General features: G+C 66.1%; 14 protein-coding genes and 1 pseudogene. 8 read left to right on the forward strand and 7 right to left on the reverse strand.

Translation table 11 applies throughout. From position 1 onward, the window contains the following. Positions 1-390: 390 nt before the first annotated feature. Positions 391-708 (reverse strand): CBS domain-containing protein, encoded by a 318-nt coding sequence (locus tag BLU27_RS17130; protein WP_277869312.1) that lies wholly within the window; start codon positions 706-708, stop codon positions 391-393. Between the two features lie 297 nt (positions 709-1,005). On the opposite strand from BLU27_RS17130, the gene BLU27_RS17135 reads away from it, so the two are divergent. The 3 genes from BLU27_RS17135 to BLU27_RS30530 all read left to right on the forward strand — a co-directional run bounded on the left by BLU27_RS17135 (position 1,006) and on the right by BLU27_RS30530 (position 4,410). Continuing rightward, positions 1,006-2,340, forward strand: a complete 1,335-nt coding sequence (locus BLU27_RS17135) for a nicotinate phosphoribosyltransferase (protein ID WP_197681471.1) — start codon at positions 1,006-1,008, stop codon at positions 2,338-2,340. Between the two features lie 99 nt (positions 2,341-2,439). After that, on the forward strand, positions 2,440-3,075 hold the full coding sequence (locus BLU27_RS17140) for a protein-L-isoaspartate(D-aspartate) O-methyltransferase (RefSeq protein WP_092654691.1): 636 nt from the start codon (positions 2,440-2,442) through the stop codon (positions 3,073-3,075). Between the two features lie 291 nt (positions 3,076-3,366). Then, positions 3,367-4,410, forward strand: coding sequence for a CapA family protein (locus tag BLU27_RS30530; protein WP_241827483.1), 1,044 nt, complete (start codon positions 3,367-3,369; stop codon positions 4,408-4,410). Here the strand turns inward: BLU27_RS30530 and BLU27_RS31000 are convergent. Beyond that, positions 4,330-4,857: pseudogene (locus BLU27_RS31000) on the reverse strand (nitroreductase); the annotation flags it as partial. The gene BLU27_RS30530 and the pseudogene BLU27_RS31000 sit on opposite strands and share 81 nt — an antisense overlap. A gap of 261 nt (positions 4,858-5,118) precedes the next feature. Here BLU27_RS31000 and BLU27_RS17155 point away from each other — a divergent pair. From BLU27_RS17155 to BLU27_RS31300, 3 genes are read left to right on the forward strand one after another with little or no spacing between them, the layout of a single operon-like run. Then, complete coding sequence (locus BLU27_RS17155) at positions 5,119-5,460, forward strand: VOC family protein (protein WP_092654693.1); 342 nt, start codon at positions 5,119-5,121, stop codon at positions 5,458-5,460. Between the two features lie 24 nt (positions 5,461-5,484). Then, positions 5,485-6,171, forward strand: a complete 687-nt coding sequence (locus BLU27_RS17160) for a GNAT family N-acetyltransferase (protein ID WP_092654694.1) — start codon at positions 5,485-5,487, stop codon at positions 6,169-6,171. A 1-nt stretch (position 6,172) separates the two neighbouring features. After that, positions 6,173-6,421, forward strand: coding sequence for a tyrosine-protein phosphatase (locus BLU27_RS31300; protein WP_157728609.1), 249 nt, complete (start codon positions 6,173-6,175; stop codon positions 6,419-6,421). A 214-nt stretch (positions 6,422-6,635) separates the two neighbouring features. Here BLU27_RS31300 and BLU27_RS17165 read toward each other — a convergent pair whose 3' ends face one another. The 4 genes from BLU27_RS17165 to BLU27_RS17185 form a co-directional block, all read right to left on the reverse strand. Beyond that, positions 6,636-8,474: an ABC transporter substrate-binding protein gene (locus tag BLU27_RS17165; RefSeq protein ID WP_092654695.1), complete on the reverse strand. Its 1,839-nt coding sequence runs from the start codon at positions 8,472-8,474 to the stop codon at positions 6,636-6,638. A 2,010-nt stretch (positions 8,475-10,484) separates the two neighbouring features. Next, entirely contained in the window at positions 10,485-10,991 is a 507-nt protein-coding gene (locus tag BLU27_RS17175; protein ID WP_092654697.1) for a hypothetical protein, read from the reverse strand. Between the two features lie 570 nt (positions 10,992-11,561). Beyond that, complete coding sequence (locus tag BLU27_RS17180; RefSeq protein ID WP_092654698.1) at positions 11,562-11,852, reverse strand: phosphatase PAP2 family protein; 291 nt, start codon at positions 11,850-11,852, stop codon at positions 11,562-11,564. Positions 11,853-11,984: 132 nt separating this feature from the next. Further along, complete coding sequence (locus tag BLU27_RS17185) at positions 11,985-13,859, reverse strand: glycoside hydrolase family 15 protein (RefSeq protein ID WP_092654699.1); 1,875 nt, start codon at positions 13,857-13,859, stop codon at positions 11,985-11,987. Positions 13,860-14,235: 376 nt separating this feature from the next. Between BLU27_RS17185 and BLU27_RS17190 the strand changes: the two genes are divergently transcribed. Together BLU27_RS17190 and BLU27_RS29165 are read left to right on the forward strand one after the other, a co-directional pair. Further along, a complete protein-coding gene (locus BLU27_RS17190) occupies positions 14,236-15,654 on the forward strand; it encodes an MFS transporter (RefSeq protein ID WP_092654700.1) in 1,419 nt (472 codons plus the stop codon). A 344-nt stretch (positions 15,655-15,998) separates the two neighbouring features. Further along, a complete protein-coding gene (locus BLU27_RS29165) occupies positions 15,999-16,274 on the forward strand; it encodes a DUF1269 domain-containing protein (protein WP_206744619.1) in 276 nt (91 codons plus the stop codon). A gap of 231 nt (positions 16,275-16,505) precedes the next feature. Here BLU27_RS29165 and BLU27_RS17200 read toward each other — a convergent pair whose 3' ends face one another. Further along, on the reverse strand, positions 16,506-18,131 hold the full coding sequence (locus BLU27_RS17200) for an MFS transporter (protein ID WP_277869238.1): 1,626 nt from the start codon (positions 18,129-18,131) through the stop codon (positions 16,506-16,508). Positions 18,132-18,136: the final 5 nt, after the last annotated feature.

Genomic DNA, 18,136 nt, shown 5'->3' on the forward strand with positions numbered 1-18,136 from the left:
TCGCTGCCTTTCGCCGGATACTCACCATGGACGCGAACCGGTGTCTCTCAAGGCCCAGTTCTTACGATCCCGCGGGCTGGCGGGAGGGGACAGACTGGCACGGTCCTCCGCCAGTCCCAGCGAAGGTCCCAGCCACGAGGCGAGGGGGCATTCGTCGCATCTGACCAGAATTCGATTGAGCATCCCGACGCCCGGGCGGTCGCGACATCGGCCGTTCATCACAACGCTAGGTCGAGGCTCCAACCTCGGCGCTACGTGCCGCCTTGCACGGCTCAGCGCCTCGCCCCCCGGCGCATCCGACCGCGGGGAGCCGGCGTGCCCTCCCCACGTCGTCCGGGGAGATGGGCGAGGGACACGCACCGCCGCACATTCGCGGGCCGGATCGCAGGGTCACAACCACGCCTCGACGGCGAGGACGTCGCGCATGGAGATCATGCCGACAACGGTGTGGTCCCGCACGACGGGTAGGTGGCGGACGCCGCCGTCGAGCATCCTTCTGGCGATGTCGGTGGTGTCCTCGGCGAGCTTGGCGGTCTTGACTTTGAGGGTCGCGTGCGATCCGGCGCCGGCGCGAGGAAGATCGACACCTTCGGCGACCGCACGCACGACGTCGCGTTCCGACAGGATGCCGACGAGGCTGTTACCGTCGACCACAACAGCAAGCGCACCGACGTGCTGGCTGGTCATCCTGCTAGCAGCCTCAGACAGCGAGTCGGTTGCTGCCTAACAGACCAACGCTTCGGGCCGATAGACCTCTTCGACACGCATCAGCGGATCCCCTCCACATAGAGCAATTGCTCTTCTGTCTAGCTCCGGTTGACGCTGTTCCAGCAGGGCCGAACGTCATCAGGGCGCCCCGACGGGTCGGTCCACCGGACCACCGGACCACCGGACCACCGGACCACCGTCGAAGGGGACCGCCGAAGGAGATCCGGCGCGGGGACGCACCAAACGGACGCTGGCGGGAACGTGAAGCGCTGAGGGGCGGAGGGAGCGAAACGAACGATGGTGGCGGGACTCGTAACGGATCTCTACGAGCTGAACATGGCTGCGAGCTACCTTCGGCGTGGCATGTCCGGACCGGCCACCTTCAGCCTCTTCGTCCGTGCCCTGCCACCCGACCGCGGCTTCCTCGTCGCCGCTGGTCTGGAGGACTGCCTGACCGCGCTGGAATCCTTCGCTTTCGAGACGGAGGACCTCGACTGGCTGCGCGACGCCGGCTTCGACGACGCGACCGTTCGGGGGTTCGCCGGGCTGCGCTTCACCGGAGACGTCCGCGCTGTCCCAGAGGGCCGCGTGGTTCTCGCCGACGAACCCCTCCTGGAAGTCACGGCGCCAGCGGCGGAGGCACAACTCGTCGAGACCGTGCTGCTCAACCACATCACCTACCAGACAGCGATAGCCACCAAGGCGGCCAGATGTCGTCTCTCGGCGGGCGACATGGAGCTCGTCGACTTCGCGTTCCGGCGTACTCACGGGATCGAGGCCGGCATGGCCGTCGCCCGCCTGTCGTCAATCGCGGGTTTCGCCGCCACCAGCAACGTCGAGGCGGCGCGGCGCTACGGGCTGCCGGCGGCCGGCACGATGGCTCACTCCTACGTCGAGGCGTTCCCACGTGAGATAGACGCGTTCCGGGCGTTCGTCGAAGACCTGCCCGGGCCGGTCACGTTCCTGGTCGACACGTACGACACACTGCTCGGGGTGCGCGCGGCGGTGCGGGTGATCCAGGACATGACGCTCGACAGGCCGCTCGCGGTTCGACTGGATAGCGGTGATCTCGTCGCGCTCGCCCGCGAGACACGGCAGATCCTCGACGAGGCGGGTCTGCGCAAGGTCCGGGTGTTCGTCAGCGGAGGGCTGGACGAGTACGACCTAGAGCGGTTCATCCTGGAACGAGCGCCGATCGACGCTGCGGGTGTCGGCACCCGCGTGGGCGTATCGGCCGACGCGCCCTCTCTGGACAGCGCGTACAAGCTGGTCGCGTTCGGCGACCGCCCCGTCTGCAAGCTCTCGCCCGGCAAAGCCACCCTCCCCGGAGCGAAGCAGGTGTGGCGACACTTCCCGATCGAGCAGGACGTCCTAGCCCTTCGCGAGGAGGCCGGACCCGACGGCTTCGAACCCGTGCTCGTGGAGGTCATGCGGAACGGTCGACGTCTCGGGAGCGAGGGCACCATCGCCGCGGCACGTGAACGTTGTGTGCGAGACGTGACCGCGCTGCCGCCCGACGTCCGCCGCATCCGTGGTCCGTCGTCGCCCCGGGTGCGCGTCTCCGAAGGGCTCGCCGCATTGGCGACGCGGACTGCGCGGTCCGCCGCCAGGAGGCAGGACCTCACATGGTGAGCGCGGCGACCTGCGCGCCCGGCGGACCGACCTGTCAGGTCACCCGGCCGGCGTGACGGTGGAACGGGACAGTGACGGGACAGTACGGAGGCCGAGCAGATGACGCGGTGGTCGTCGGAGCACCTCGTTGCGGCTGCGCGCCGTACGGGTGTCACCGATCCCGCGCTGCTGGAGGCGCTGCGGGTGGTTCGCCGGTCGGCGTTCGTTCCGCCGGAGTACGCCGACGCGGCGAACGAGGATCGTCCGGTCCCGATCCCGCACGGGCAGGTGACTACACAGCCTTCCCTGTCGGCCGGCATGATCGAGGCGCTCCGCCTGACCGGCACGGAGCGGGTGCTTGAGATCGGGACCGGCTACGGCTACCAGACGGCGCTGTTGTCCCGGCTGGCGGGCTTGGTGACGAGTGTGGAGCGCTGGCCGGACCTCGCCGCACGAGCACGCGAGAACCTCGCGGCCGAGGACGTCACGAACGTCGAGGTCGTGGTGGGCGACGGTACCGAGGGTGCGGCGGACTCCGCGCCGTACGAGGCGGTACTGGTCTCCGCCGCGTACCCCGAGGTTCCTCCGCCGCTGGTCGAGCAGATGCGGCCCGGTGGGCGGCTCGTCCAGCCGATCGGGCCCGGCGGCGCGGAGGAGGTGACGGTCTTCCGCCGTACACCTGAAGGCCTGGACGCGGGAAGGCCAGTACTTCCGGCCCGCTTCGTCCGCCTGCGCGGCCACTTCGGCTACATGTGAGTGGTGTCGTCGTCGGCGCGTCGCTCCTGGCCGCACCAGCCGGCGTTTCGTCGGGGTGACAATGGACGGCGGAGATTCCACCAGCCTGTGAGCGGCTAGCGTGGTGAGTGCACCGAGTGTGCGCTTGTCCCTGTGCGGTGACGTGATGCTCGGTCGTGGCGTCGACCAGATCCTTCCGCACCCCGGTGACGCGACGCTGCGGGAGGCCTTCGTGCGAGATGCCCGGACATACGTCGGATTGGCAGAAGAGGCGAACGGTCCGATCGCTCGCCCAGTTGGCTTCTGCTGGCCGTGGGGGACGCGCTCGGTCGCATCTTGGCGAACAACCACGTTCTGGACTTCGGATACCCAGGGCTGGAGGAAACTCTTCGGACGCTGGCCGGTGCGGGGCTCCGGGCGGTGGGTGCGGGCAGGAACGTGCACGATGCCCGCCGACCCGCGATCGTGCCGCTCGACGGTGCGGGGCGAGCTGTGATCTTGTCGGTCGGTATGGCGTCCAGCGGCATTCCGGAGGCCTGGGCCGCGTCGGAACGACGGCCCGGGATCGATTTTCTGGCCGAGCCGTCGCAGTCTGCCGCGGCCGATGTTGCCGCTCGGGTCCAGGTGGTGAAGCGCGCCGGCGACGTCGCGGTCGTGTCGGTTCACTGGGGATCCAACTGGGGCTACGACATAGCTGACGATCAGGTCAGCTTCGCGCATGCACTCGTCGACGGAGGTGTCGACGTGGTGCACGGGCATTCCTCGCACCATCCCCGTCCCGTCGAAGTGTATGAGGGCAAGCTGATCCTGTACGGCTGCGGAGACTTCATCGACGACTACGAAGGCATTACCGGTTACGAGGAGTTCCGCGATGACCTGCGACTGCTGTTCCTCGTTTCCTTGGACCGAAATTCCGGGCAGCTGGTCGAGGCGAAGATGGCGCCGCTGCAGGCCCGGCGGATGCGCCTCCGGAACGCTTCGGGTGAAGACTCCCGGTGGCTGTGCTCCATGCTGGAGAGGATCGGTCGCCGCTTTGGTTCACGAACTTGGCTAGACCCCGACCGCCAAAGCCACCTCGAAACGCTCGATCACAAGGCCGATCGGTGGATTCGGGCTTGGCTTGGTGACCCTTCAGTGTCACATCCCGAGGAAGCTCACTGTTTCTGCGATGTCCGCCCGCATTGTGCGCAGCTGCGGCACGCCTTCCATCTCGAATCCCACCGAGACACCGCAGAACAGCACGAGGCCGTCATCTGCCCCCACTATATGGCTGACGGTCTTGCGATACATCGTCCACATCACCTGTGGACAGCTGTGCAACCCTTCCGCCCTCAGCAGCAACATGATCGTCTGTAGGTACATCCCCGCGTCCCCCCACTGACCGGGCCCCATCGTCCGGTCGAGGTAGCAGAACAGCACGACCGGTGCGCCGAACGCCTCTGAGTTCAAGGCGGCGATCTTCATGGGCCGGTCGGGATCGTCGCGCGCGATCCCCAGCGCTTTGTACCTCTGGGCGGCCGCAGAGGTACAACGGTCCAGGTATGGCGAGGTCATTTCGGCCGGGTACATCGGATACTCCCGGTCATCGCCCGGGTCTCCTGCTAGTGCCCGAGCAGTCGCGCGCCTTTTCAGTTGGGCCAAGGGCTCGCCGGTCACGACATACACATGCCATGGCTGAAGGTTTCCACTCGAAGGAGCGCGCGATGCTGCGTCCAGTACTCGTTCGAGTACCTCCTTGTGTACCGGCTTATCGCTGAAAGCTCGCACGGCCCGGCGACTGTTCACAGCTTCATACACATCCACATTTTCGTCCTCTCACCAACGACAACCATGTCTTTACCTTCGTCGGTGCCGGCGACGTGCAACGGGGTCGCGTTCGTTGAGGTGCCGGGCGAACCGGCGTCGGTACGCCCGGGCGAGCGTACCGCTCGACATCGCGGACGGAACCATGGCGGGAGCGGGCCAGCACAAACGACGTGCCGATATGCCGGTTGACCTCGCGGCCGTGGGGACGTTGCGCCATCGCCGGCCAGGCCGTGACGAACCGTTGGAGCGGCGTCACCCGTGGACTGCATTGACCCGCGCCGAGTGGCGCGGTTCTGGAGTGAACTGCTCGGCCGCGAGGAAGGTTCGTCCGAGCCTGGATGGGTCTACCTCGGAGGCCGCGATGATCTACTGCCGAGGCTGGTGTTCCAGCCGGTGTCCGAGCCCAAACGGGGCAAGACCCGGATCCACCTGGATATCGTGGTCGACGACATCGCAGTAGGCATCGAGGAGGTCATCTCTCTCGGTGGTTCTTTCACCGGCGAGCGCCACGACTATGACGAAGGTGTCGTCGTGGTCATGACTGACCCGGAGGGCAACGAGTTCCGCCTGTGCCAGTACTACTCGAGCCAGAGCGCATGAGACGTATTCGAACGGAGGACACTGATGCACGTCTCCTCACCCGGTACCACATTCACCTGTCCGGTGCTGGAAGGACGTCTCGTACGTCTGGAACCGCTCGGACATCATCACGCCGGCGACCTCGCCCGGGCAGGTGAGGAGGACCGGCGTCCGTACGCATTCACCTGGGTGCCCACCGCCGGCGAGGTCAAGGCATACATCGACGCCCAGCTTGCCCGGGCGGCCGCCGGGAAGCTTGCGCCGTACGCCGTGATGGAGAAGGCCTCCGGACGCGCGGTCGGCGCCACGGCGTACTGGGATCCACGGCCATGGCCCGACGGGGGAGGACTGTGCGCGGTCGAGGTGGGGTTCACCTGGCTGGCCGCGTCGGCGCAGGGCCGCGGCATCAACACCGAGGCGAAGCTGCTGCTGTTCGACCACGCGTTCATCGAGTTCGGTGTCGCCCGGGTCGACCTGAAGACCGACGCACGCAACATCCGCTCCCGCGCGGCGATCGAGAGCGTGGGCGCAAGCTTCGAGGGCGTACTGCGCCGGTGGTCGCGGTCGTGGGCTCCTGGTGAGGAAGGGCTGCTGCGGGACTCAGCGATGTACTCCATCGTGGCCGACGAATGGCCCGAAGCGCGTGCTCGGCTGCTCGAACGTCTGGCCAGGCACCTGTCGCCGGGCAGCCGTTCCTTCCGGCTGGGGGCGGGAGCGTCACCGGACAGGTGAGGTGACTCCGCTGGGCGGTGCGCTGAACACGCGTGCGGTCGCGGGTTTCCGCCTCGTCGGCGGCCGGCGGATCAGGCCAGGCATCCTGTACCGCAGCTCGGCGTTGTCGTACCTGTCCGACGAGGATCGCGACCACGCTGGAGCGCCTGCAGATTCGTACGGTCATCGACTTTCGCGGGCTGGCGGAGCAGGCGAAGGCGCCCTGCCGGCTGCCAGCGGGCTCAGTCTCGGTCGGCGCGCTGGGTCGTGACGGGTGCCCGGATCTATGAGGGCGCGATCCTGCGGATGGGCGCCAAGATCTCCCTGCTAGCGTGGTGCACGGCGCGGCGCTCCTCCGGCCGCGGTGGAGGCCGGCGCGTAGCGCCGACCCATCCCTGCTGTCCACAGACGAAGTAGGGGCCCCGCGACTGTCACGGGGCCCCATTCACTCACTGTCCGGCTCTCCGGACCGGGCGACTCCGCCCTCATGAGTTCTTCGGGCGGATCTTCCCCTGGAACATCAGCATGATCACGAAGTTGTCCGCGTACGGCGAGTTCTTGAGGATCGGGTCGTCGTCGGCCGGGAAGCCTTCGATGTGGTCCTCGAGCGCCGCGTTGTTGCCGTAGCGCTCGTACAAAGGCACGATCGGCAACAGCTCGTTGAACGCCACGGCGGCAGTCGCCACGTTCTTTTTCTGAGCTTCCTGGTCGAGACCTTCACCGGCGTTCGTGACGGCCTTCTCCAGGTCGACCTTCCCGAGCGTGTCGGTGTCCTGCTTGAGCGGGAAGTCCATCCCCTTGCCGCCCTGGTTCGCCGCGACCGGAATGTTGTGGGTGAACAGGTCCGCGACGAAGGCGAAGTGGGGGTGCGGACTGCTCGAGGATCCCCAGCCCTGGATCGCCAGCTGGAAGTTCCCCTTGTCGACGTCGATCGGCTGCTGGGTGAACGTCACCCCTCTGCCGGTGACGCCGAGCCCGAAGTCCGACAACTGCTTGGCCACGTTGGCGCCTGTGGCGGACCAGTCGGCGTACTCCGAGGGGAAGGTGAGTTCGTACTTGGCCGGAGTCCCGTCGGGCTTTATCCACGACTTGCCCTGCTTCTTCCAGCCGGCCTGGGTGAGCAGATCGGTGGCCTTCTTCTCGTCGTATTCGTAGTGGTTGAGCTTGCCCTGGTCCTCCGAGCTGAGCCAGTCCGGTACCTGGATGTCGGAGAAGCCCGCCATGAACTTCACCGCGACGCCAGATTCGGAGAGGGAAACCTTGCCCACCTCGTCCCGCTTGATCGCGTGGGCGAACGCCCGGCGGACCCGGACGTCCTTGAACTCGGGCTGCTTGCCCAAGTTGAAGAAGATCGCCGGACCGGAATAGACCGGGGGCCGCAGGATCCGGATGCCCTTCGCGATGAACTGCTTCTCGGTGGCGACCGGGAAGCCGTGCGTGGCGTACTCGACCTTCTTGGCCAGGACCAGGGGTGTGATGGTCGGAGTCTCGCCGTTGTAGAGGGTGATCTTGTCGAACTTGACCTTGTCCGCCGCCCAGCCCTTGTTGTTCTTGACCAGGGTGAGCTGCGCGTTGGTGATGCTGTTGTAGTCGTAGGTGAACGGACCGCTGGTGACGACCTCGTTCTGCGGGTTCTTGGGCCGCCAGGCCTGGAGGTCCTCGTTGAGCTTCTTGCCTTCGGGGCTGTCCAGGTCCTTGTCGGACGAGAACAGCTGCTCGGCCCGCTTGCCGAAGTCGCCGTAGGTCGCGGCGCTCAGGATGTTCGCGCGGACGATGTAACGCTCGACCACGCTCGAGGGATTGTTCATCGTGAAGACGACCGTCTGGTCGTCCTTCGCCTCGACCTTGGAGAGGAACTGCCACTCGGTCTGGCGCATCACCCGCCGGCACAAGAACGTACTGATCACGTCCTGGCTGGTGACATCCTTGCCGTCGCTCCACTTGACGCCCTTGCGCAGGGTGTAGGTGAAGGTCTTGGCCACCTCGTCGAAGCCCCACTTCTCGGCGAGCATCGGCTCCCACTTCTTCGCATCCCAGTAGTACATGCCACCGGGCAGGAAGATGAGGTCGAAGTAGGCGCCGGGGTTGATCGCGTCCGTGACGCCCGCCATCAGGTTGAAGTGGCCCTTCGGCGGCACCTGGTAGGGCCAGGCACCGTTGAAGACGGCCTCTCCGCCGCCACCGCCCCCTCCGCCGCCACCGCCGTTGCCGCTGTGCTCGCCACAGGCTGCCAGCACGGCGGCCCCCGCGGCGCCGAGGCCGAAGATCTCGAGCACCCGCCGCCGGGAGAGCTCGGGGCCGAACGGGCCTGGTGTTGCGTTCATCAGTTCCTCCCATCAATCAAGTGATCAATGCCGCGCTAGGAGGGTTCTGCCTAGCGATTCTTCAGACGTACTAGAACGAGGCCCCGACGACACACGCGCACACTGCGCAGCAGGGCCGTCACTTATCCATACAGAGATGCGGGTTCGCCGACGTGCTCCCCGTACGGATTCGTACCGGGAACGTTTGATGATCGGGAACGTATACCTTCACCGGGGCCCAGCGGAACCGTATGGCGACAACTTGTAACCCGATTTGTTGCGAATCTGCGCAGCCCCGGCCATGTCCACCCGGATTCGCGCAGCGGCTCGCGGCCTATGTGGCCGCCCCCAGGCACCGGACCTGGTCAACCGGCAGTTCGGCGCCCAGGCTCCGAACACGTTGTTCGTGGCGGTTTTCACCTACGTCCTCCTGATCAGCGCTTCGTCTACACGGCTTTCGTCGTCGACGCGTTCGCCGGGGTGATCGGCGGTTGGAAATCTCAACGTCCAAGCGGTCCGCGGTCATCGAACGGTCCATCGCCGCGGCCCGCGCGCCGCAGCGAAGGCGGGGTAATCCCCGAAAAATAAGGCGATCCACCACTCGGACGCCGGATGCCAGACGTCCGGACTTTCCGCGTCTGAGTCGGCGGCGGTGTCCTTCGGATTCGGCGAACGCTTTGGTGGTCGGGAGGGTCATCGCCGGATGTGCAGGCACGGGTGCGGGCCATGCGGCGGTAGGAGACTGCCGGGAGCCGGCGCTGGTCCGTCAGCTCTGGGATGAGGACGGCGAGGACGGGGCCGGTTCACAACCAGATCGGGGACGTGGCAACCGAAGGCGCGGCCTTGTGCGAACGCTGGGCATCAATGGCCCAATCGGCAGGGGCCACGTTCAGGGGTGATCCTCTGCCAATGCGAAGACGCCGCGCTCCATGAAGCGAGGTTCAGCACCCGCACCCGCGGCATTCCCGGCTGGCACGAGACTGGCAACTGGGCGATCGTCGCTCGGCGTCGGGCCGCCTTCATTCCGTGGACTGGGGCGGACGTGCTCGCCGTCGACGCGTCGACTTCGATCGAGGACAACATGAAGGCCGTGCGGAAGTTCGTCACGGGAGAGCGGGACGCGACGGTCGACCGAGCGCCTCAAGCTCCCTCTCCGTGCCTCCGCGTGTCCCAAGCCAAGGGTGATCTTGGCCGTAGCGGTGATCCACGGTCGAGGTACGTGCTGTCGGACGCGGCGGCGATCCACGCTGGTGGAGCGTGAGCGGGTGAATGGCCTTTGCAAGGCAGTGGTTCACCAGCGTGCGACGTCCCGGCCTTTGTAGCTGTCTCAGGGGAGGCCGCGATCGGAAGACGGCACAGGAAGCTAGGGTCTCGCCGTGGGATACGAAGGTTCATACCTGCGGCGGCTGCGACGGAAGATCGGCTCCGAGCTAGTCGTCGAGCCGGCCGCCCAAGTTCTGGTCATTGACTCCTACGACAGGATGCTCCTGATCCAACGCAGCACACGGGACGGTGGGGACTGCCCGCCGGCAGCGCCGAACCTCGTTCGACCTCGCGCTTACCGCGGTCCGTGAGCTCGAGGAGGAGACCGGAGTGCGCGCCGAGGTGACCGACCTCGAACCTTCGCCTGCGTCTCGGATCCCGCCCGGCACGCGGTGACCTACCCCAATGGTGACCAGGTGCATGCCTTCGCGCTGTGCTTAGCGGTCAATAACGATGGATCTGTACGGCCACCTCTACCCGGACGAGATGGTGCACCGTCTACAGCGCCGCCCCAGGAGAAGCAGTGGACTACGGCGTTTCGCATCCCATCCCGCACCCCGCGGAGGTGTGACTTGAGACCTGGTGGTGGGGACAGGTGGCGTCGGGATGCACCCCTTGCTGCACGGACGTTCTCGGTGGCTGATCGTTCGCGTGCTCAGCAGATTGGTTCCGAGGAGCAAGGTGCCGACGACGCGCCGAGCAGGCAGATGCCCCGCCCGGGGTCGCGCGGAGGATCTACGACACTTCCGGGTCGACAGCTTGGGCATCTCAATGAGACAGCAAAACCTTCAAAGCGATGATGATCAGGCCTAGGAGCAGATTCACCAAACCAGTCACCAGAACCAACTCCGTTCGTGCACCCATCCGACGCGTAGCCACCACGCCCCAGCCCACCTGCCCGGCAAGGGCCACGAACAGTGCCAACCAGGCTGTCGTGGCATCGGACAGCCCCAGCAACCAGCCCACGCTGGCCATGGCGGCCGGCGGCACGGACGCTTTCACCAGCGGCAACTCTGCGGCGCCGACGGATCTGATCTCCGCCCGGCTCCATACGGCGCCGTGCGCGCGATCACCTATCAGCCGTGCGTAGACATGGGCAAACCAGAAAACCAGCCCGGTGGCAAGCAGCAGGATCGCCAGGGCGGGGGCCGGCACTGGATGCCTGCCAGGGCTGGTTCCGGCGATTACGGAGGCGGCCAGCAGCGACCCATATACCGCACCGGCGTAGTCAACACGATCGGGAACACCGGCCGCCCGGCCATTACCGCTGCTCATATGTTCCCCGTAGGCGTCGCCGACCTATCGGCTCGTCCCGTCCATGGTTCAGATCCTCGGCATCTCGGCTCCCGACGGCACCCGAGGCAGGTCGTGCACTGCCGTCAGGGCGAGCAAAAGCCCAGTCGCGGCTCTGGAACAGGCGAGACCCGGGCAGGGGAGACTGGCTCACCTCAGCAGCCTAGGCTCCTGAAGTGGTGCGTCGGTGCCGACCTGGATGAACGTCCGTGCGCGGGTAGATTCGAGTGCACGGCGAACGAGAAGACAGTTCTCACGGCCGAGGAAGTGGTCGTGGACGCTGACGTGTCAAAGATCCCCGTCGGGATCGACGGGGAGACGGTCACGATGCCCACTCCGGTCTGCTGCACCATCCAGCCTCGGGCGCCGCGGGTCCGGGTGCCACGCAATCGCCCCGGAGTCCGCCCCGCCAAGCCTCGCCTCGACTGGTCGACACTGCGGCGACTGGCCTCGTTCAGCCCCGCATCAGCGGGCACGCGCTGAGCCGCTCCACGCCCCGTCGAAGGCGGGCGCGACGGACCGCTCGTACACGACCCATACCGGAACTGCCGGCTACCGACGGCTGTGACGAGTTCGTTCGCGCTCGAGTGCGCCCGTGACCATCGCAGCCATCTCCGCTCCAAGGATGGAACCCACCACCACATCGCCGGGATAGTGCACGCCAGTATGAACCCGCGAGTAGGCCACCGCACCGGCAAGGAGGTCCAGTGACAGGGCCAGCCCGGGCATGGTGCGGTCGACGGTGTGCGCGAACGCGAACGCTGAGGCCGCATGGCCGGACGGAAACGTTGCGGATGCAGGCAAGGCGCTCAGTTTGCCGGCCGGGTGGACGATCTCCGCCATTATCCTGCACGTCTTGATCCTTCCCGGCAGGCGGCGTAGGCGAATGAGATCACATCTGAGCCCAGGTTGCTGGTCGGTACGCTTGCTGGCAGCAGGACCTGAAGCCCCTGCCGGTCAGGGCAGAGGCCCCTGTCAGTGGGTGGCCAGGCCATGTCCGAGGACGGGCTCGACGTAGCCAGGGCCGTGGTCAAGTTGGTAGTTCAGGTTCATCGCGGCGGTGATGAGGGCAAGGTGGCTGAAGGCCTGAGGGAAGTTGCCGATCTGTTCGCCTGTGGGTGCGATTTCCTCGGAGTAGAGGCCGAGGTGGTTGCTGTAGGTCAGCATCTTCTCGAAAGTGAGTCTGGCATCTTCAAGCCGCCCGGATCGAGCGAGAGCGTCCACGTACCAGAAGGTGCAGATGGTGAACGTTCCCTCGGAGCCGCGGAGGCCGTCTGGAGAGGCGACAGGGTCGTAGCGGTAGACGAGGCTGTCGGAGACGAGTTCGTCGTCGATGGCGCGCAGGGTGGACTGCCACATCGGATCGGTGGGCGCGATGAAACCGACGAGTGGCATGGACAGTAGGGACGCGTCGAGCACGTCCGTTGTGTAGTGCTGGACGAATGCCTCGCGCTTGCTGTGAAAGCCTTGGTTCATGATCTGGTCGTAGATGCGGTCACGCATCTCGGTCCATCGGCCCAGGTTGGCTGGACGGCCACGGCTTTGGGCGAGTCGGATGGCGCGGTCGAACGCGACCCAGCTCATGAGGCGGCCGTACACGAAGTTCTGCCTGCCGCCGCGGGTTTCCCAGATCCCGTCATCGGGCCGGTCCCAGTGGTCGCACAGCCACTCGACCAGGCCGGTGGTGTGACGCCAGGCCTTGTGGGACATGCGCAGGTCGTGGGTGTCGGCAAGATACAGCGAGTCCAGCGCTTCGCCGTAGATGTCGAGCTGCAGTTGGTCGGCGGCGGCGTTGCCGATACGGACGGGGCTGGAGCCCTTGTATCCCTCGAGGTGGTCGAGGACCTCTTCTTCCAGGTGGGGGGATCCGTCGATGCGGTACATGATCTGCAGCGCGCCCGAGTCCTCAGTGGCGTTGCGAACCCGGTCGCCCAGCCACTTCATGAACGCCTGTGCCTCGGAGGTGAACCCGAGCCCGAGTAGCGCGTATACCGAGAACGAAGCGTCGCGCACCCAGGTGAAGCGGTAGTCCCAGTTGCGTTCACCGCCGACCTGTTCGGGCAGCCCGGCGGTGGGTGCGGCGACGAGCGCACCGGTCGGCGCGTACGTCATCAGCTTCAGCGTCATCGCGGAGCGCTCGACCATCTCACGCCAGCGTCCCCGGTAACGGGACTGGCTGATCCAGGACCGCCAGAAGTCGCGGGTCTGCTCGAACAGCGTCCTCAGCTCGTGCGGTTGGACGACGCGTACGGGTTCGATCGGTGAGGTCTCCAGTACGACGCCGCCGACATCTCCGGCGGCCAGGTCCGCGACGAGTTGCATGCCTTGTTCGGTGCGGCGCACGTCCTCCTCCCGAACAAGGCGGTGGTTCGGCCGGCGCGAGGCGCAGACGTTCATCGTCATGGTGGGACTTCGGAAGACAGCGCCGTCAGGGGTTACCTCGATCTGCGCCGTGTCCCGCCCGTAGTTGAACCGCGGCTCGCAGTCGAGCCGGAAGCGCATCTGGCCGCGAACCACCTGCACCATCCGCACCAGGCGGTGGCGGTCGGTGGCCGTCTCACCGGCTATCGGTGCGAAGTCAATGACTTCGCCCACGCCGTCCGCGCTGAGGAACCGCGTCACCACGATCGGCGTACCCGGCAGGTACAGCTGTCGGGTCACGTAGTCGGTTCCGACCGGCGCGATTCGGAAACTGCCGCCGCGATCACGGTCGAGCAGAGCGGCGAAGATACTGGGCGAATCGAACCGCGGCGCACAGAACCAGTCGATCGTGCCGTCTGTCGCCACGAGAGCCGCAGTTTGCAGATCGCCGATCAGAGCGTGGTCGTCGATCTCTGGGTAATTGTTCATTCGGACCCCTCACATAGCGGCCCCGCGCTCAGCGGCGGACAAAGGGGGCGGTGGCCAGTACGGCTGTGAACTGTGAGGGAAGAGCAACGATTTCAACCACGCCGGACACTCTCTGTTGACCAGAGAATCACTCACCCGCACGGCTCGCAAGGGAACTACGATATTGGTGCGTGGCCGCTTCCGTGTTGCCTTGCGAGGCTGGAGCTTGGTTGGACAGAAACGTCTGAATGCCGCAATGGACCGACATGGGTAGAGCCCCATCAGGCCTGCCGAGCCGCCGGAGATGCGATGTTTGCCCGTCCCGACAAGCTGGGAAGCGGCTCTCGCCAAGCGGGGACGTCATGCACCGCATCGCACGCATCGGGGCAGGTGTGACATGGGGGAGTATGCAGGGCAGGGCCGCCCGCCGCGAGCCTTGCGCCGGGCGCTGGCTCCTCTTGCCCTTGCGCAGTTCATCTGCAGCTTTGCAGGCTCCAACATGAACGTGATGATCAACGACATCAGTCGGGACCTCGACACGACAGTCCGGGGGGTACAGGTCGCGATCACATTGTTCCTGCTGGTCATGGCCGCACTGATGATCCCCGGTGGAAAATTGACCGACCGTTATGGGCGAAAACGCTGCTTCACGGTCGGTCTGAGTGTGTACGGAGTCGGGGCCCTGCTCAGTGCAGTCTCTCCCGGCCTGGGTGTCCTCATTCTCGGAAACTCCATTCTTGAAGGCGTGGGGACTGCGCTGTTGATCCCGCCTGTCTACATCCTTGCCACAATTCTGTTCGCCGACATCACCTCGCGCGCCCGTGCGTTCGGCGTCATCAGTGCGCTCGGAGGAGTGGGCGCAGCCGCGGGACCGCTGATCGGAGGTGTCATCACCTCCGCAATCAGTTGGCGGGCGGCCTTCGTGTTCCAAGCAGTGGTGGTCCTCGTGATCATTTGGTTGAGCCGTCACATCGATGATCCGATCGCCCCGGAGCCCACCCGGCCGTTCGACACTCGGGGTGCGATCCTGTCGTCCGTTGGACTGGTCCTGATTGTCATGGGCATCCTGGCCGCCGACGACAACGGCTGGCTGATGCTCGGGCTGCTCGTCGCCGGCGTCGTGGTCCTCGCGTTGTTCTTCCGCTCAGTACGGGCCAAGGAGCGTGCAGGCGAGGAACCACTTTTGTCGACGAGCCTGTTCCGTAGCCGCACTTCCAACCTCGGCCTCGTGACGCAGAACACCCAGTGGCTGCTGCTCATGGGGACCTCGTTCGTCGTCGCTGCGTACCTTCAGGTCGTCCGTGGGTACGACGCGATCCAGACCGGGGTGATCTTCACTGCCGCGACCGGCGGCCTCCTCCTGTCCTCACTCGCCGCGGAACGACTCGCCAAGCGGCACGCACAGCGCACCTTGGTCGTCACCGGGTTCGTTGTCGCGATCGTCGGCATCGTTGTCCTGCTCACAATGGTGATCGGCTCTCCCGGCGCGTGGGAATTCGCGCCCGGGCTCCTGCTGATCGGACTCGGACTGGGCGTCATGCTCACTCCCTCGGTCAACATCGTTCAGTCCAGCTTCGGAGAGGATCGACAGGGGGAGATCTCGGGCCTGTCCCGCAGCGTGTCCAACCTCGGCTCCTCCATGGGCACGGCCATAGCGGGAACGATCCTCGTCGCCGGGATCACCGCAACTCCTGCGCGCGCGTACGGGCTCGCCATGGTCGTCCTTGCGGGTATCGCCGCAGTTGGCCTCATCGCGTCGGCCCACCTTCCGAAGTCGCTCCCTCCGCCTGAGCGGGTCGCCGGCGAGCGGTCCTGAACCGGCGCACTGTCGCTGTAGGTCAGGACCCGAATGCCGCCTGGCCTTCCTTGCCTGGCCTCCGGGTCCGAGTCGTCCGAGGACGGGCCCGGTTTGCGTGGGCTGCGCACTGTTACGGGGATCTATGCCGACCCTCCACAGCAGGCGACGGAGTAACGTTCCAGTTACCGGCTGGCATCGGCGTTGCTCAGGTCGCCATCGGTAGCGCAACTCGTCGGCTCCGTCCGGCAGGACCTGGGTCAACCATGGGCCGGGCTTCAGACGATCTGACGGGGACACACAGGAGTGATCTGGTAACGATTGCCTATCCCGACCAGGCGGCCGTCGAGCGCGCACACGGTAGGTTGCGTAGCGCTGTCAACGACGGGTTGATCGCAGTGGACGACGTCGTGGAGATGAGCAGGGGCGAGGACGGGAAGCTTCGGGTGCAACAGGGCAGCAGCGGCACCGCCGCGATCGCCACCGGAGGAGCGGTGGTGGGCGGTTTGATCGGGCTGCTGTTCATGGCGCCGTTGTTCGGCATGGCTGTCGGTGCCGTCACCACGGGCGGGATGTGGAGCACCATGTGCGGAGATGCCCACGTATCCAAGAAGTTCGTCAGGAACTCAGTGAGAACCTGAGGACGGGAGGTGCCGCGTTGATCATGCTCGTCGCGAGATGGAGCCCGAGAAGGTTTCCCGCACATCCAGGAGCCCGGGCGTGTGATTCGGACCTCTCTTAGCCAGGAGGTCGAGGACCAACTGGACGCGGCGCTCGCGTCGGCCAGAGCAACGCGATCGAACGACGGCGGTTGAGCCCACACGTTGCTTGTTGGGTGACAGCGATGACGAATGCGGATGGCGCCTCCATGCTCATGGGTCCGCACCTTCCGCGTGAGTGCCCGGCTGGTGGGTGGGAATGCCGCGGTAGACGAGCATGGCCGCGAGCGCAATCAGAGCCAGAACTGCCAGAGCGGCGCGGAGACCGACAAGACGGGCTTCGGTGTTCTCGTCGACGATGGCGTCTGCCGTCGGACCAGGCACACCTGCGGCGCCGAGGGCCCGCTTCAGATCCGAGTCGGGAATGAATGGCACTCCGCTCGTGAGTTGGACCGCTGCCTTCGAGGACAGCTCCCTGGGGATCGCGGGATTGTCCTGGATCCCGGTGATGAACGACGTGGTGAGCGCGGCGACCAACACTGTGCCGGCGAGCGCTGTTCCGATGGATGCGCCCAGGTTGGTGACGGTGTTCTGCAGTCCGCCGACCTCCGGCGCCTGAGCGTCGGGCACTGCCGACACGGTGACGCTGCCAAGTTGCGAGGCTAGCCCACCCACCCCGAGCCCGGCCAGGAGCATGGGCCACGTGACGACCTCCGGCCCGACCCCGAGGTCGAGTGCGGCGACCAGCATGAGAATTCCGAGGAACAGCGAGAGGAAGCCGAGCCGGACAACGCGGCGAGGTGACGCGTTCGGAAAGAACTTCGGCACGCCAACGGCCCCCAGAAGCAGGGTTACGGACAGCGGGAGAAGACGCAGACCGGTTTCTATCGCAGACAGCCCGAGCGCGACCGACAAGAACAGCGGTACGGAGAAGAACAGCCCGGCCTGCAGCAGATACTGGAAGAAGAACGAGGTAAGGCCGCCGCGAAGGTATCTGTGGTGCAGAATCGCGGGGTCGATCAGTACTGCCCTGCCACGGTCCCGCCTGCGCCGCTCCCAGGCGAGGAATCCCGCGAGTACCCCACATCCCATGAAGATCAACCAGATTGCCGGGGACAGCCCCAGCCATCGCGGTGCGCCGGGCTTGGCGATGACGAATCCCCAGGTCCCCGAGCGCAGAACGCCGTACACGATCAGGCCGAGGCCCACTGCTGACAGCAGGGTGCCGGCGAGATCGAGCTCGCCATCGTGCTCGTACGGCGTGTCGGCCATTCGCCTGGCCGAGACCAGGATGGCGGCCACGACCAGCACTTCGCCCGCGAAGACCCATCGCCATGAGGCGTACGTGGTGAACAGCCCTCCGATGAGGGGGCCGGCGGCCACGGCTATCGCGCCCGCGGCGGCTACCAGACCGTAGGCGCGAGGCCGCTCGGGCCGGCCGAAGTTCGATGCCACGAGCGCGACAACGGCCGGCATGATGAGTGCGGCACCGAGGCCTTCGAGGAACGACCATCCCAGGATGAGAACCGGCAAATTCGGAGCGAGCGATGTCGTGAAAGATCCGCAGCCGTAGATGACGCAGCCGATCGCGAACGCACGCTTCCTGCCCAGGATCCGCCCGACCTTGCCACCTGTGATCATCAATGACGCCATCACCAGGGCGTACATCGTGAGCGCGGTCTGGACTCCGGTGACCGTCGTCCCGATGTCCTTCGCCACCGTCGCGATCGAGACGTTCATCACCGACGTGTCCAACGTCATCAGGAACTGCGCCGACGCCAGGGTCAGCAGGATCGTTCCCGCGCTCGAGGCGGAGCCCCTGGCCGAGGGAGTCAGCACGGCGC

This window comes from Actinopolymorpha singaporensis (assembly GCF_900104745.1).
Taxonomy (GTDB): Bacteria; Actinomycetota; Actinomycetes; order Propionibacteriales; family Actinopolymorphaceae; genus Actinopolymorpha; species Actinopolymorpha singaporensis.